The organism is Enterococcus devriesei (genome assembly GCF_001885905.1).
Classification (GTDB): domain Bacteria; phylum Bacillota; class Bacilli; order Lactobacillales; family Enterococcaceae; genus Enterococcus_A; species Enterococcus_A devriesei.
In genome coordinates this window covers 92655-106539 of record NZ_JXKM01000001.1, presented here as the reverse complement: position 1 = coordinate 106539, position 13885 = coordinate 92655, and the positions used below count along the sequence as shown (strand labels likewise).

At 42.2% G+C, this 13885-nt stretch carries 13 protein-coding genes; 3 read left to right on the top strand and 10 right to left on the bottom strand.

What is annotated here, in order from left to right:
* Positions 1 to 188: 188 nt before the first annotated feature.
* The 4 genes from RV00_RS00460 to RV00_RS00445 form a co-directional block, all read right to left on the bottom strand.
* A complete protein-coding gene (locus RV00_RS00460; protein WP_071860642.1) occupies positions 189 to 2870 on the bottom strand; it encodes an ABC transporter permease in 2682 nt (893 codons plus the stop codon).
* A gap of 121 nt (positions 2871 to 2991) precedes the next feature.
* Positions 2992 to 4098, bottom strand: a complete 1107-nt coding sequence (locus RV00_RS00455) for a ligand-gated ion channel (RefSeq protein ID WP_071860641.1) — start codon at positions 4096 to 4098, stop codon at positions 2992 to 2994.
* Between the two features lie 208 nt (positions 4099 to 4306).
* Entirely contained in the window at positions 4307 to 5650 is a 1344-nt protein-coding gene (locus RV00_RS00450) for a PFL family protein (RefSeq protein ID WP_071860640.1), read from the bottom strand.
* Between the two features lie 12 nt (positions 5651 to 5662).
* Positions 5663 to 5932, bottom strand: a complete 270-nt coding sequence (locus RV00_RS00445; protein WP_071860639.1) for an ACT domain-containing protein — start codon at positions 5930 to 5932, stop codon at positions 5663 to 5665.
* A gap of 503 nt (positions 5933 to 6435) precedes the next feature.
* On the opposite strand from RV00_RS00445, the gene RV00_RS00440 reads away from it, so the two are divergent.
* Positions 6436 to 7167: an NADPH-dependent oxidoreductase gene (locus RV00_RS00440; protein ID WP_071860638.1), complete on the top strand. Its 732-nt coding sequence runs from the start codon at positions 6436 to 6438 to the stop codon at positions 7165 to 7167.
* A gap of 24 nt (positions 7168 to 7191) precedes the next feature.
* Here RV00_RS00440 and RV00_RS00435 read toward each other — a convergent pair whose 3' ends face one another.
* The 5 genes from RV00_RS00435 to RV00_RS00415 all read right to left on the bottom strand — a co-directional run bounded on the left by RV00_RS00435 (position 7192) and on the right by RV00_RS00415 (position 11642).
* The gene (locus RV00_RS00435) at positions 7192 to 7935 is read right to left on the bottom strand and encodes a cyclase family protein (protein ID WP_071860637.1); all 744 of its coding nucleotides are present in this window, start codon (positions 7933 to 7935) and stop codon (positions 7192 to 7194) included.
* 193 nt (positions 7936 to 8128) lie between these two features.
* Positions 8129 to 9067, bottom strand: a complete 939-nt coding sequence (locus RV00_RS00430; RefSeq protein ID WP_071860636.1) for an NADP-dependent oxidoreductase — start codon at positions 9065 to 9067, stop codon at positions 8129 to 8131.
* A gap of 63 nt (positions 9068 to 9130) precedes the next feature.
* On the bottom strand, positions 9131 to 9493 hold the full coding sequence (locus RV00_RS00425; protein ID WP_071860635.1) for a YbgA family protein: 363 nt from the start codon (positions 9491 to 9493) through the stop codon (positions 9131 to 9133).
* A 351-nt stretch (positions 9494 to 9844) separates the two neighbouring features.
* Positions 9845 to 10525, bottom strand: coding sequence for a fructose-6-phosphate aldolase (locus RV00_RS00420; protein ID WP_071860634.1), 681 nt, complete (start codon positions 10523 to 10525; stop codon positions 9845 to 9847).
* A gap of 160 nt (positions 10526 to 10685) precedes the next feature.
* The gene (locus tag RV00_RS00415; RefSeq protein WP_071860633.1) at positions 10686 to 11642 is read right to left on the bottom strand and encodes a sugar-binding transcriptional regulator; all 957 of its coding nucleotides are present in this window, start codon (positions 11640 to 11642) and stop codon (positions 10686 to 10688) included.
* 85 nt (positions 11643 to 11727) lie between these two features.
* Here RV00_RS00415 and RV00_RS00410 point away from each other — a divergent pair, with 85 nt between their 5' ends.
* On the top strand, positions 11728 to 12216 hold the full coding sequence (locus RV00_RS00410; protein ID WP_071860632.1) for a YbaK/EbsC family protein: 489 nt from the start codon (positions 11728 to 11730) through the stop codon (positions 12214 to 12216).
* 48 nt (positions 12217 to 12264) lie between these two features.
* On the opposite strand, the gene RV00_RS00405 is transcribed toward RV00_RS00410, so the two are convergent.
* On the bottom strand, positions 12265 to 12915 hold the full coding sequence (locus tag RV00_RS00405; protein ID WP_071860631.1) for a B3/B4 domain-containing protein: 651 nt from the start codon (positions 12913 to 12915) through the stop codon (positions 12265 to 12267).
* A gap of 252 nt (positions 12916 to 13167) precedes the next feature.
* On the opposite strand from RV00_RS00405, the gene RV00_RS00400 reads away from it, so the two are divergent.
* Positions 13168 to 13851 (top strand): metal-dependent hydrolase, encoded by a 684-nt coding sequence (locus tag RV00_RS00400; RefSeq protein ID WP_071860630.1) that lies wholly within the window; start codon positions 13168 to 13170, stop codon positions 13849 to 13851.
* Positions 13852 to 13885 lie beyond the last annotated feature (34 nt).

Below are 13885 nucleotides of genomic sequence, written 5' to 3'. Positions count from 1 at the left end.
CATTGGACGGACCGGCTTTTTCGGTCACTTAAAGGGAGTAATTTTATTCGTTCACTAGAAGCTTCCAGCCAAGGCCTCTATCTCTTGTCGTGAAGTGGGAATAAAATCATGTCCTTCTCGTTGCTTTCAACTATTGATTATTAGAATAGACCCGATAAAAAAATTTGTCAACGATTTTTCATGGAAGATTATTCATTCGACTTTAACGCGTCGATCATATTGATATGACGTAGCCGGAAATGAGTCGCCGCCATGACGATCACTGTAAATAGAATCGTTAACCCGCCGGAAATCAAGTACGCTCCTGAACGAATCACCAATGGAAAAATAATCGATTCCATCGAGGCCTGATCCAAAATAAATTTCGTCAAGCCGATCCCCAGCCCATAACCGCAGATAATTCCTAACAAGGTAAAGACAACGTTCTCGCGAAAAATATACGATGTTACTTCCCGGTCATAAAAGCCTAAAACTTTGATCGTAGACAATTCCCGTAAACGTTCTGAGACATTGATATTGGTCAGATTGTATAAAACGATAAAAGCCAACAAGCCAGACAAGACGACAAAGATCCAGACGATCCCGTCAAGATTATCCATCGAATGTTCTTGCGCATCGATTTGCGTTGACATGAAAGAGGTGTTGGTGACTTGTTCTGAGCTTAGTAATTGTTGCGCCAATTTTTTTTCAGCAGTTTGACTCATGTCTTGGCTTTTCAGTAGATAGCTGTTAGCGACAAAATCTTCACCGCGAGCTTTTTGATAATAGTCCTTCGACAGGTACAAAAAATTTCCTAAATAATTTTCGGTGATATGGCTGATGGTCACTTTGAAGGAGCCTTGGTCTTCGTCATAGACTGTCAGCGTCGAGCCTTTTTTCAACTGGAACATCTCTGCAATTTTTTCGGTGATAACCGCGCCATCATCCGTTAAACTGAAACGTTTGCCTTGATCCTTCAGGTGCACATATTTTTTAAAGGCTTGACGATCCGACGGAACCATCATCGTTAATTTTTGATTGGCCTGCCCTTTTGCTTTCAATTCAATCGTTTGATTCAACATGGCAAGTTGATCAGTGATTTGCGGCGTCTCCGCGAAGATTTTTTTCACCGCGGATGTATCTGGCTGATCGTCTAAGGTCACAATCCCTTGATAATCAATGATGGGACCAAATTGCTTCGCGCCGACTGAGCTGAGTGAATCTCTCAGACCGACGCCTGCCACCATTAACGCCGCACAGCCAGCAATTCCGATCACCGCCATAATCATGCGTGATTTGTATCGTAAGAGATTGCGGTAGCTGACCTTTTGATTAAAGCTCAAACGCGACCAGATCGGTGTGATCCGTTCTAAGAAAATCCGTTTGCCGGGTTTCGGAGCTTTTGGTTGTAACAACTCCGCAGGCTTTTCATGCAGCTCCCGCAGCAATACTAGTAATGCGGCACCAAGGCTGGCGAATAAAAAGGCGATCGCTGCTTGGATAATCGGCCGAGCCAAATAGAACGCTTCAACTCCGGGAAAATTATAGCGATCACTAGAAAGTTCAAAAACCAGCCGTGGTAGAGTATTGATTCCAATCACGCTACCAAGTACGATTCCTAATGTTGCGGCAGATACTGCATAAATAATATATTTGATAGCAATTTCAAAGCGGGAATACCCTAAAGCTTTGAGCGTCCCGATCTCTCGCCGATTTTCTTCTACCATTCGCGTCATTGTCGTAAACGTGATCAAAGCTGCGATGAAAAAGAAAAACACGGGAAAGACATTGGCAATCGCCGCGATTCGTTCAGACAAGTCGCCATACTCCTGAAAGCCGGGATTTTCAGCCCGTTGATCGTAAGTATAGCTGGGCTCCTTCAGCTCTGCGATGGTTTCTTCGCTGTCCTTGATTTGTTGCTGGGCAGAAATTAATTTCTCCCGGTTGGCGGTCAGTTCTTTTTGCTGAGTTTCCAGACTCTGTTGGGCCTCTTCTAATTGTGGATTACCGGTTGGTAAACTAGCTGCTTGCTGCTGTAGTTGCGCCTTCCCTTGATCCAACTCCTTTTGACCAGCTTCCAGTTTCGCTAAGTTCTCATTGATCTCACTTTTTTTCGGCTGCAGCTCTTTCTCTGCGGACTCGCGAATCTCTGCCCCTCGCTCCTTTGAGCGATCAGCAAAAAGCTTTTCGACCTGATTGATATTTTCATCCATCTTCTCTTCATAGTCTTTACCAAAAGTCTCTAAGCCTTTGACATTATCAAATCGGAGATAAATCACACTTTTTACTTCTGACGAAAAATTCTTTTCTGGCAAATAAGCAAAAAAATCCACGCCGCCGTTGCCGACATTTGAAAGACCGCGTTCATCGGTACTCGTATAGATTGGCGATTGGACGAAGCCGACGATTTTAAATTTTTTACGCGTCAATTGATCCGGTTGATCAATCTGATATGTTTGCTTCAGGCGATACCCTTCTGCTTGGGCTTTTTCATCTAATACAATTTCATTTTCCGCTCGTGGCAAGTGACCGGATTTAACGATCAATTGATTTTGCCGGTCGTCTTGGTTATAAGAATACAATTTAACCACTTGATTCTTTTCACTATCGGCATAGAAAAATTGATAGCCGCTCTCTGCTTCGGCATGAGGAATGTCCGCAGCTAATTTCTCATCTGTGTCAGTCAAACCGCCGGTAGAAATAATTTGCAAGTTGGATAATTCCTGACGATCCACATAACGACTGGCCGAATGATTCAAGATTGGACCCGTCGCTTTGATCCCAACGTACAATAATGTGCCTAATAAAATAATCAGAACAATCGCGATAAAACGACCCTTCGAATAAAAAATCTCACGTAAGCTAGCCTTCATATAAGTTTTATTTTTCATCTATCTACTCCTGTATCTGCTTCTAACAGTTGATCCTTTTTATTCTAACACAAAACGTTTTCAGGCTAGTGAGGAAGCAACTAAAAAACCGCCACAAAATAGCTTTTGCAGCGGTTTATATTTAAAAACGATAGGCGCACAGAGGAAGTAAGATATTTCCTAACACCGTAAAGAAGGCCAATAGCCAAAAAACGTGCTTTCCTAAGAAGGAAGCAAAGCGATCATCATGGTAATAGGATCGCTGTCGATTGATGGTAATGATCGCGAAAGAGGCAAACAGAATGATCAAGATCCCAAAAATATTAACAAACTCCAATAACCCTGCGTGAAGCGCATCGGGAATCAAATTCGCCCCCACGATAATATTACTAACGGTCCCGAATAACGCCCCAGGGATCATACTTAACGGATCAACATTATGATACGTACAAATAAACAGCACGATCAGTACCCAACTCAACGTACCCACTAGCGCAATAAAACATTTGATATACAATCCAATCGTCTCTCGATTCAACTCGATAGCAGTCAAAAATTCTGTCACCGAGTAGGAACCTCTGCCTTCTGTCTCCGGATTTAATTTATCATTCTCATATTCCTTTACAAAAATATTCGTATCAAACCGTTTTAATTCAAATCCGGAGATGTTGATATTTTCATTGATCGAAGAATTCTCTTTGTCAGCTAAAAAAACAATATTGCTGATATCATCCTTAGGTTCCAAATAGAAACGCAATTGATGCGACCCCATCGGAAAGCGTGTCGTCCAAAACGTTTTGGCTATCGTCGAAGTTACCCGTGCCAGCTGATAATTCGTGTTACCGTCCTTAATGTCTTTCAAGGTCTCTTGGGAGTCTATCAGTCCGTGATAAATTTCATAATTATTTAGCATATCAAGGTTTGGGTCGCCATCCCAACGAAACCAAACTTGAAATGTAATCGTATAGCTAGATGAGCGGATATCTATTTTATTGATATTTTCGATATAGACACCCGTCTTCACTCTAATGGCATTTTCCGCAAGCTGGTTCTCACTTTTTGATAAAGTCGGATTTTCATTTAAATAGCGCTCCCAATAAACGTCCTCCATCTTGCCATCACGGTATAAATACCAGCTAGTGTAACCAATATATAAGGTGAAGAAGACGAAGATCACGGACAACCAAACCCATAATTTTTTCTTTTGGTTCTTTTCTAATCTAGAATAGCCGCTTTTCCACCGATTCATCTAAGCGCCTCCTTTTATTCCAAGTAATTATAATAAAAAACCTAATTATATTGACACTTAATTTTAATCTATACTGGCTAATAATTCAAAAGATACAGTAAGAATTTTATGCTAGGATGATTTATTTAATTAAAATCAGTCTAAAAACGTCGCTTAGAGAATCTAAAAAAGCCTTCACCTGTGGGAAGACTTTCTAATAATTAAAGGATTAATTTTTAAACGAATGGATGGGAGCTGGAATGCGTCCACCACGAGCAACAAAATCATTTGACCCCGCAGCATTGACCGCCATCACCGGCGCTCTGCCAAGTAGACCACCGAATTCGACCATCTCGCCAATTTTTTTGTCTTTTGCTGGGATGATTCGAACCGCTGTGGTCTTATGATTGATTACACCGATCGCCGCTTCATCCGCGATCATCGCCGCAATACTGCTGGCCGGTGTATCGCCCGGAATCGCGATCATATCCAAACCAACGGAACAAATCGCAGTCATTGCCTCCAATTTTTCAATCGTTAAGTAGCCATTGTTCACCGCGTCGATCATTCCAGCATCTTCCGAAACCGGAATAAATGCGCCCGACAAACCACCCACATGATTACAAGCCATCACGCCGCCCTTTTTCACGGCATCGTTCAACAGCGCTAACGCCGCCGTTGTTCCGTGAGTACCAACACTCTCCAAGCCCATTTCTTCTAAGACATGAGCAACAGAATCACCAACTGCCGGCGTTGGCGCCAACGAAAGATCCACGATCCCAAATGGAACTCCTAAACGTTCTGAAGCGATCCGTCCAACCATTTGCCCCATTCGAGTAATTTTGAAGGCCGTTTGTTTCACGACTTCAGCCACAACATCGAAAGATTCGCCCTTAACTTTTTCCAATGCCCGTTTCACTACGCCGGGACCACTGACACCAACATTGATCACGCAGTCCGCCTCACCAACACCGTGGAAGGCGCCAGCCATGAATGGATTGTCCTCCACCGCGTTAGCAAACACGACTAATTTGGCACAACCAAGATCAGAGGCCGCTGCCGTTTCTTTTACAATTTTTCCCATGTGAGCGACGGCATCCATATTGATTCCCGCTTTAGTCGAACCGATGTTGACCGATCCACAAACAAAATCAGTCTCCGCCAATGCTTGCGGAATGGAATTCATTAAGATCGCATCACCATGCTGATAACCTTTTTCAACCAGTGCAGAAAAGCCACCTAAAAAGTTTACACCCACCGCTTTAGCCGCTTTGTCCAATGTTTTCGCAAATTTTACATAATCCGTGTCTGGCGTCGCCGCCGCAATAATCGCGATGGGCGTCACCGAAATCCGTTTATTAATAATGGGAATCCCGTATTCTCCTTCAATCGCCTCACCAACTTTGACTAAGTCTTTCGCCTTCGTGGTGATTTTCTGATAAATTTTTTCACAGGCGCGATCGCTATCACTATCAATACAATCTAATAATGAGATCCCCATGGTAATCGTCCGGATGTCTAAATTTTCTTCTTCGATCATTCGAATCGTTTCCAGTATTTGATTGGTTTCCACAAAGAGCCCTCCTTATAATTTATGCATCGTGTCAAAAATTTCTTGATTTTGAATACTGATTTTCACGCCTAAATTTTTTCCTAACTCATGAAGCTGCTCACGCGCTCCTTCAAAATCTTGCTCCGCATTCGTTAGATCCACTAACATCATCATGGTAAAATAATCCCCCATGATCGTTTGAGACACATCAAGAATATTAATTTTTTGTTCTGCTAATTTTTGGCTGACACCGGCAACGATACCGACCTTATCTTTTCCAATAACCGTAACTACACCACGCATTTGCAGGACCCCTTTCAGATAATTGTTTTTAATTATAGCATAGCGATGGCAAAACAATTAGAATTTTATTAATATAAACAAACTTTTTCTATCAAACGTTCGTGTTTTGCGAGTTCTACTCCTTGCTTTAGTAAGGTTAATAGAATCGTATGCGGACGAAGATTCATTCATTTTTTTGCTCTTTAAAAAAATGACGTCCTTAAAGTTGAGTTAGCTGCGAGTTCTACTCCTTGCTTTAGCAAGGTCAGTAGAATCGTATGCGGACGAAGATTCATTCATTTTTTGCTCTTAAAAAAATGAGTTCCTTAAAGTTGAGTTAGCTGCGAGTTCTACTCCTTGCTTTAGCAAGGTTAGTAGAATCGTATGCGGACGAAGATACATTCATTTTTTTGCTCTTTAAAAAAATGAGTTCCTTAAAATCGTGCTAGCTGTCAGTTCTACTCCTTTTCTGCTTTACTTCTTTCCGCACCAGCTTTATTCTGACATTAAAAGGAGGAATTTTGATGGAGCTTTTTGAAACAATGATCCAACATACATCTGTTCGTTCATTTACCGATCAAAAACTATCGGCGGAATTGCAAGAGCAATTAGTTTTAGCCGCTCAAAGTGCTAGCAGCTCGAATTTTCTTCAAGCTTGCTCATTGATTCAGGTCACGGATAACATAAAAAGAAAAGCGATCGAAACAATTGCAAAGTTCCCGGTTGACAATGGAACGAATGGGCAGTTTTATATTTTTGTTGCGGATTTAAATAAACACGCACAGGTGTTACAGCAGCAAAATCTTTCCACTGAACATTTGTCCACGATGGAATCCTTGGTGGTCGCTATTGTTGATACGGCTTTGGCTGCGCAATCGATGGCAGTCTATGCTGAGTCTGTTGAGCTAGGCATTTGTTATGTTGGTGGCATCCGGAATGATTTATTTAAAATGAAAGACTTGCTCGATCTGCCAAAATTCACTTATCCGGTTTTTGGTCTTTTCGTCGGCTATCCTGCCGAAAAGAACGAAGTCAAACCACGGCTGCCAAAAACAGCCATACTTAATACAAATACTTATCAACCCTTCACACCAGCGATGCTTGCTGACTACGATGAAGTGACAACAACCTATTACCTAGAGCGCAGTACAAATATGCAGGCAACTAGCTGGTCAGAAAAAGTCCGGCGCCATTTTGCCCAAGCGCGCCGTAGCAACACAATCGATTTTCTAAAAAAGCAAGGCTTCGTTTTTTAAGCGAAGCCTTGCTTTTTTCAACGACTAATCATTTGGAACGATTGCAAACGCCCGCACATTAAAGCCCGGCGCATCCTTCACTTTGGGAACACCAAGCGAGATTGCACCGCCGACTGCTGGCAGTTCGGTCAAACGGCTCAATACTTCCACTTGAAATTTATCTTGCGAAAGCCAATATAATTTCCCAAGCAAACCGCCATTTTTAGTGCAATCTACCGCAGAATCAGTATCCAACGTTTCATGACCGATTGCAGTGACTTGGCGTTCTTCATGTAAAAATTTCAACGCTTCTAATGACCAGCCTGGCGTGTGGGCTTGCCCTTCACGATCAACATTATAAAATTTTTCAGGTTCTTCCCAACGCTTCCACCAGCCACTAGCAAATGCCACAAAACTTTCCGCTGGAATTTTTCCATGTTCAGCTTCGAAATTTTCGAGATCTGCTACCGTCAAAGAATAATCTGGATTTTTCGCCACAGCTGCTTCTTTATGAATCACAATCAGCGGCAGTAAAAAATCTTTGATTGCCAATTGATCAACGGAAATTCGATCCTCAACAAAATGGATTGGTGCATCAATGTGCGTTCCGTATTGGGTCACTAAACGGTATTCCTTCGCAAAAAAACCGGCAGCTTTTACAGTCACTAGTGTTTTTTCCTGCATTGGTTGAAAAGATTGAAAATAGGGAATCCCGCCATAAATACTGTGACTCAAATCTACCCACTTTTGCTGCTTCAAAAAAGCAATACTGCTTGTGATTTCATTCATGCTACTCCTCCTAGAAAATTATTTTCGGCTTAGATAAAACGCTTTCATTAAGTTTAACGATACCGAGAAATACTCAGACTGTCAAATCGGCAGAAAAGCTTAAGTGAACTCGCTGGTCCGCGAAAAAAATCGTCAATAAAGTCGAATTCGCTGTAAAAAAAAGACTGCATCAACATTCGATGCAGTCGGTTGCTTATTCATTTGTCAATACGATTTTACCTTTAGCGTGATGCGTAGCACTTAATTCGTGAGCTTCTTTGACGCCCGCTGCAGTTAATGGATAAGTGTGTCCAATCACACTTTTCACTTTGCCAGCCGCCATTAAGTCGGCGATTTCTTGCAACTGTTCACCATTGGGTTGCAGCCAGATACTTTCCGCTACCGCCACCGTTTTAGCCAGCTCTTCATCTGGTTGACCTACGATTGAAATCAAACGGCCTTGTTCATTTAAAATTTTAAAACTGTTTACTTGAACATCTCCGCCCATCGTATCGAAAACCAAATCAACGTTTTCCAATACTTCTGAAAAATCGGTCGTATGATAATCAATCACTTGATCAGCACCAAGTTCTTTTAACAAGGCATGATTTTTCTCACTAGCGGTTGTGATAACTGTCGCACCTGCATTTTTAGCTAGTTGGATCGCATAAATCCCAACACCGCCAGCTCCCGCGTGGATCAAAACTTTTTCCCCCGCTTTTAATTGACCATGAGTGAACAACGCCTGATAGGCTGTTAAGCCAGCTAAGGGAACTGCCGCCGCTTCCTCAAAAGAAACATTGTCAGGCTTTCTTGCTAATAAATGATCGTCCACGATCGTGTAATCCGCATACGTACCAAATCGCGTTGTCTCAGGGCGCGCGAAAACTTTTTGCCCCACTTGCCAATCCTTCACCTCAGAACCAATCTCCGTGATTTCACCGGCGACATCCCAACCTAACGTAATTGGAAATTCCCACGGCATCATTTGTGCCAAGTAGCCTTCCCGTAATTTCCAATCAATCGGATTGACTGATGTGGCGTGTACTTTTACTAAAACTTGATGTTCACCTAGCTCTGGTAATTCAACCTTGCTTGCTTTCAATTGGTCCGCATGACCATAATTTTCAATGACAATTGCTCGTGTTTCCATTCTTACATCCCTCCATGTTTGATCATTATAAAAGTCCTTCAAAAAAATCGGTAACAATTTGCTTTAGTCGAACAGATGAGAATCCAATAAATAGGCAATCTGATACTTCTCAGCCAACTTTTTTAAATAAGGCAGCGCGGAATCTTCCCGCTCACTCAGTGTATCCAAGCAACGAAAAAACTCTGCTCTTTCTTCCTTACTGGCGATTTTTTTGAAATACCCCCAGACATGCTCGTAGGCATTTCTTTGCGCTTTAACGTTGACCGGTAGCGTTTTGACATGCTCAATCTGCTGATAAAAAAGCTGTGCTTTTTCTTCACTCCAGCGATTACCCGAAAAAAGCTGACGAATCAGCAAATAGTCTTCCTGAGAGCGAGCCATCACAAAATATTTCCAGCGAGCCCATTCGTTTTGCAGTTCTTCCATCCACTCACCTCAAGTTAAGGGTAACATCAGTTGGGCGAGATGTTGGAAAAAATGCTCAGTTTCTAAATAGCTAGGTAGGTAGATTTATTTTTTTATACACGTACCATCCCACTAGACATTTCGAACAATGATTTAGTTTTATATTTTATTTTATACGCCAATCCTATTGACTGTGAAAAGTAGGACTGGCAGCTATTTCATATTTAAGGAACTCATTTTTCTTCGCATACCATCCCACTAAACTTCTCGAACAATGATTTACTAAGAAAATGTATAGCTCATTGATCAAACACACTGCAAAAAGTGGGACTGGCAAAAAAACAGACAGATTTCTCTGTCTGTTTTTAGGTTTTATAAATCGGAGACGGTGGTTCCTTCGCCGAAGCTTGCTTCCCAATCGGCGGTAAAATCGGTAACTGCTTGAGCAATCGAAGGCATCGCTAGGGCTTGTTGAATTATATCAACCCCCATCGTCGCTGCTTGGCTGCCGTTTTCTAAAGCCGCGTTGACTTGTCCGACATTTTTAAAGCTGGCTGCCAAAATTTTGGTTTCACTCTTTGTCCGGGCGATTTCTTCTGCCATTTCAAAAATCGCTTCTCGCGGATCGATATTCAAATTTTCCATTCGATTGAAATACGGCGCGATATAATCCGCCCCCGCTGCAATCGCCAGATAGGCTTGGAATTTCGTATAGATGGCTGTTGCGGTCACATTGACTCCGCGACGTTTTAATTCTTTGATTGCTTTTAATCCCGGTTCGTTGACTGGAATTTTGATAAAGACTTTTTGATCAATATTGGCTAAAATCTTTTCCGCGTCTTTGATGATTCCATCATAATCTTGGGCTACGACTTGTATATGCAACGACCGGTGTTCGCCAATAATACCGCGAATTTCTTTCATGTGCTGGAAGAAATCAATTTTTTCTTCTTTTTTTACGATCGACGGATTTGAAGTGACTCCGGCGATCGGTAAAAAATCCGCAAATTTTTTAATTTCAGCGAGGTTCGCTGTATCTAACATAAATTCCATTGAAAAAATCCCCTTTACTATTTTCTATAAGCTAAGCATAGCATCCTGCCCTAATTATTTCTGTATTCTCCAAGCAAAAAAAGTGAAAAGCGTTAGTTCAAGCCTTTCACCTCTGAATCTTTTTGATTTTTCGCACAGATGTGCATTTCAAATAAGAAAACTACATTCGCTGACTAATCCGTAAAATTTCTTCGGCTGTTTCTTGATCCGTGATCAAGGTATTGAGATAGCCCTTTTGCAGCAAAGGAACGATCGAGCGAGCTTTGGAACGCCCACGAGCGATTCCGACTGATTGGGGCACCTTTGCCAGTTCTTCTAATTGCAGTCCAATCGTCCGCTGATTCAACGAACCATCCAACGCCTTGCCATAACTGTCATAAAACCGACAACAGCAATCACCAATCGCTTCTCGCAATTTCAACTCTTCAAAATCCACTGCCGTCAATAAATCACGCCACTGACTTTTTTGATAGCTCAACGGTCCGCCGATTCCAACGATCGCCATATCTAGTCGCCGCCAGCAATCCTTTAATTCATAGAAATATTTTGAGTTAAAGATTCCTTCCGCCAATTCTTTCGTTTCTTGGATCACAGAGGCATTGATAAATAAGCTTTGACCATTTACTTTCCGCGCTAACTCATAGACGAGGGTATTAACGTGATAACGAGAATTAATATGGCTCGGTCCCCCCGCCACAGGTACAACCACGACTTCGCTTAATTGTTTCGGTTCAATTTTATTAATCGCGTTGCCAACACTAGCCCCCCAAGAAAGACCAACCACCAACTCATCCGTCAATTGGCGCCGCAGCCAAGCACCAGCCGCTTCTGCCAATCGTTCCTCTTGATCCTCTTCGCTAGCATCCCGCTCATTAGAAACTAGCTCCACGGCTTTTAATTTAAACGTTTGCTTCAACTGTTCTTCCAATTCAAACAACGCTGAATCAAAATGATTGATCTTGATCTCAACGATACCTTGCTTTTTCGCTTGGCTGATCATCCGGCTGACTGTCGTGCGATAGATGGATAATTCTTTAGCGATTTGAGCCTGCGTCAGCTCTTGTTCATAATACATATAAGCGACTTTGGCTAATAATTTTTTCTTATCCTCTTTCATATTGCTTCCTTCCTTGTTGTGAAATCTTATTTACCTGTTTCCGAAAAGCGTGTATCATTCTAATTAACGAATGGAGGAGAGCTCAATGTCTATAGAAGCCACAAAAGCCTTTTTCTCACAATATGAAATGACTGATCGGATCCACGAATTTCCCGTTTCTAGTGCAACCGTCGAGCTGGCTGCCAAAGCCTTGGATTGTCCGCCGGAATTAATCGCGAAAACGATGTCCTTCACCCTGAAAAAGAGTGACAAGACAATTTTAATCGTGATTGCCGGTGATGCAAAAATTGATAATGGCAAGTACAAGGCGACCTTTAATGAACGTGCCACGATGGTAAAAGCCGATCAAGTCGAAGAGACGATCGGTCATCCTGTCGGCGGCGTTTGTCCTTTTGCGATCAAAGCTGACGTTGACGTTTACCTTGACGAATCGTTGCAGCGTTTTGAACGAGTCTTTCCCGCCTGCGGTAGTCCCAACAGTGCGATTGAGCTAACGATACCTGAATTAGAAACGTATACCCGCTACAAAAAATGGGTCGATGTCTGTAAAAATTGGCCAGCAAACGAATTATAGGCATTGCTAAATTTAAAGTCTAAAGACGAGTCAGCTGACTCGTCTTTTTTAAATGATCGCTTGTGCTACCACGCGGCAGTCCTGCAAATAAGCTTCTAACACTTTTTTGACAGTGGCTTGATCCACTCCCGTATCATCTGCAAATTGATAGCCTACGATCAATGCATGGGTCGTCTCCTCACCAATCATTCCCCGAGTGGCATCAGAAGTTGGACTGCCAAATGGTCCCGCGGAATCTTCTAACACCACAAGATTCTCAATGTTAACCGATTTATTTCCGATGCCGCTGTAGCGTTCGCCGGCTTTTCCGACTGTTAACTGAATCGGTTCATCCACTTTGCTTAAATCATACGAGCCAAAAGGCAGCTTCCAGTTCAATGAAAAATAATTATTCAAGTCAACGAGGTCATTGATTTGATAAAGACCCTTTTGTTGAACGACCCGCCGCCACAAACTATCTGAAGACGGACGAAATCGGGCCGGATCTTTTCCTAATGTACGATAGGCTTTTTTAGTCGCGACGATTCGTGGATCATCCTTAATCATTTCAAGCGTATCCTCAACCTCGATTTTTTCTATTAAAGGATTCAACAGCTCTTGCCAAATAGCAGCTTGATAGTCTTGATTCGTGAATTCGATCACTGTGCAAGCCAGCGAGATCCCTAATTGCTTCAACTTCGGATCAACCGTAATCTTCATTTTTTCTCCTCCAACACTTTTCTTCTAGTTTAAACGTTTTCGCTAAAAAGCAAAAGGCTTCTTGTTACTGCTTACAAAAAATCTTCGTTATAATGAACAGTAGATGGACGGACTTCAAAAAAATGAAGTTCTCTTTTATAAATAAAGTTGTGACAGAAGTAGCTTCTTCGGAAATAAGCCGATATTTTTCAAAGCTGACCGAATCTGTCACAACCTCTTTCTAAAAAACGTACGAACAAGGAGGAATTTCAAATGAAAATCACGTATCATGGTCATTCCATTCTTTCGATCGTCATGAAAGATGGTCAGAAATTATTATTTGATCCATTTATTACCGGCAATTCATTAACCGACCTGAAAGCAGATGAAGTCACGACAGATTGGATCTTAGTCACTCATGGTCATAGTGATCACATTGGCGACATGGTGCCCATTGCTAAACGAAATGATGCTACCGTGATCAGTATTGTCGAAGTTTGTTCTTTTGCGGAAAAGAACGGTGTAGAAAAGACTCACGGTATGAACATTGGCGGAAAATATGATTTCCACTTTGGTCGCGTAAAAATGGTCCACGCTCAACACAGCTCCGGCTATGAAGTCGATGGACAAATGGTTTATATGGGCGAGCCCGCAGGTTTCATTATCCAAGCTGAAGGAAAAACAATTTATCACGCCGGTGATACCTCGAATTTCGGTGACATGGCACTTTTCGGTAACGCCTTTGATATTGATGTGGCTTTCTTGCCGATTGGCGATAATTTTACGATGGGTCCGAATGAGGCTGCTAGCGCCGCAAAACGACTGAAAGCCAAACAAGTCGTGCCGATCCATTACAATACCTTTCCCGTCATTAAACAAGACCCTGAAGCCTTCGTTAAGCTTTTGCCGGAAAATGTCGGCAAGGTTTTAGCTGTTGGAGAAACTTTAGAACTATAAAAATCAACGGGCAGCTTGTCTGCTCGTTGATTTT

Excerpts from the sequence above, each read along its gene's own strand:
- RV00_RS00460 (WP_071860642.1), bottom strand. The coding sequence starts at position 2,870 with ATGAAAAATAAAACTTATATGAAGGCTAGCTTACGTGAGATTTTTTAT.
- RV00_RS00455 (WP_071860641.1), bottom strand. The coding sequence starts at position 4,098 with ATGAATCGGTGGAAAAGCGGCTATTCTAGATTAGAAAAGAACCAAAAG.
- RV00_RS00445 (WP_071860639.1), bottom strand. The coding sequence starts at position 5,932 with ATGCGTGGTGTAGTTACGGTTATTGGAAAAGATAAGGTCGGTATCGTT.
- RV00_RS00440 (WP_071860638.1), top strand. The coding sequence starts at position 6,436 with ATGGAGCTTTTTGAAACAATGATCCAACATACATCTGTTCGTTCATTT.
- RV00_RS00435 (WP_071860637.1), bottom strand. The coding sequence starts at position 7,935 with ATGAATGAAATCACAAGCAGTATTGCTTTTTTGAAGCAGCAAAAGTGG.
- RV00_RS00430 (WP_071860636.1), bottom strand. The coding sequence starts at position 9,067 with ATGGAAACACGAGCAATTGTCATTGAAAATTATGGTCATGCGGACCAA.
- RV00_RS00425 (WP_071860635.1), bottom strand. The coding sequence starts at position 9,493 with ATGGAAGAACTGCAAAACGAATGGGCTCGCTGGAAATATTTTGTGATG.
- RV00_RS00420 (WP_071860634.1), bottom strand. The coding sequence starts at position 10,525 with ATGGAATTTATGTTAGATACAGCGAACCTCGCTGAAATTAAAAAATTT.
- RV00_RS00415 (WP_071860633.1), bottom strand. The coding sequence starts at position 11,642 with ATGAAAGAGGATAAGAAAAAATTATTAGCCAAAGTCGCTTATATGTAT.
- RV00_RS00410 (WP_071860632.1), top strand. The coding sequence starts at position 11,728 with ATGTCTATAGAAGCCACAAAAGCCTTTTTCTCACAATATGAAATGACT.
- RV00_RS00405 (WP_071860631.1), bottom strand. The coding sequence starts at position 12,915 with ATGAAGATTACGGTTGATCCGAAGTTGAAGCAATTAGGGATCTCGCTG.
- RV00_RS00400 (WP_071860630.1), top strand. The coding sequence starts at position 13,168 with ATGAAAATCACGTATCATGGTCATTCCATTCTTTCGATCGTCATGAAA.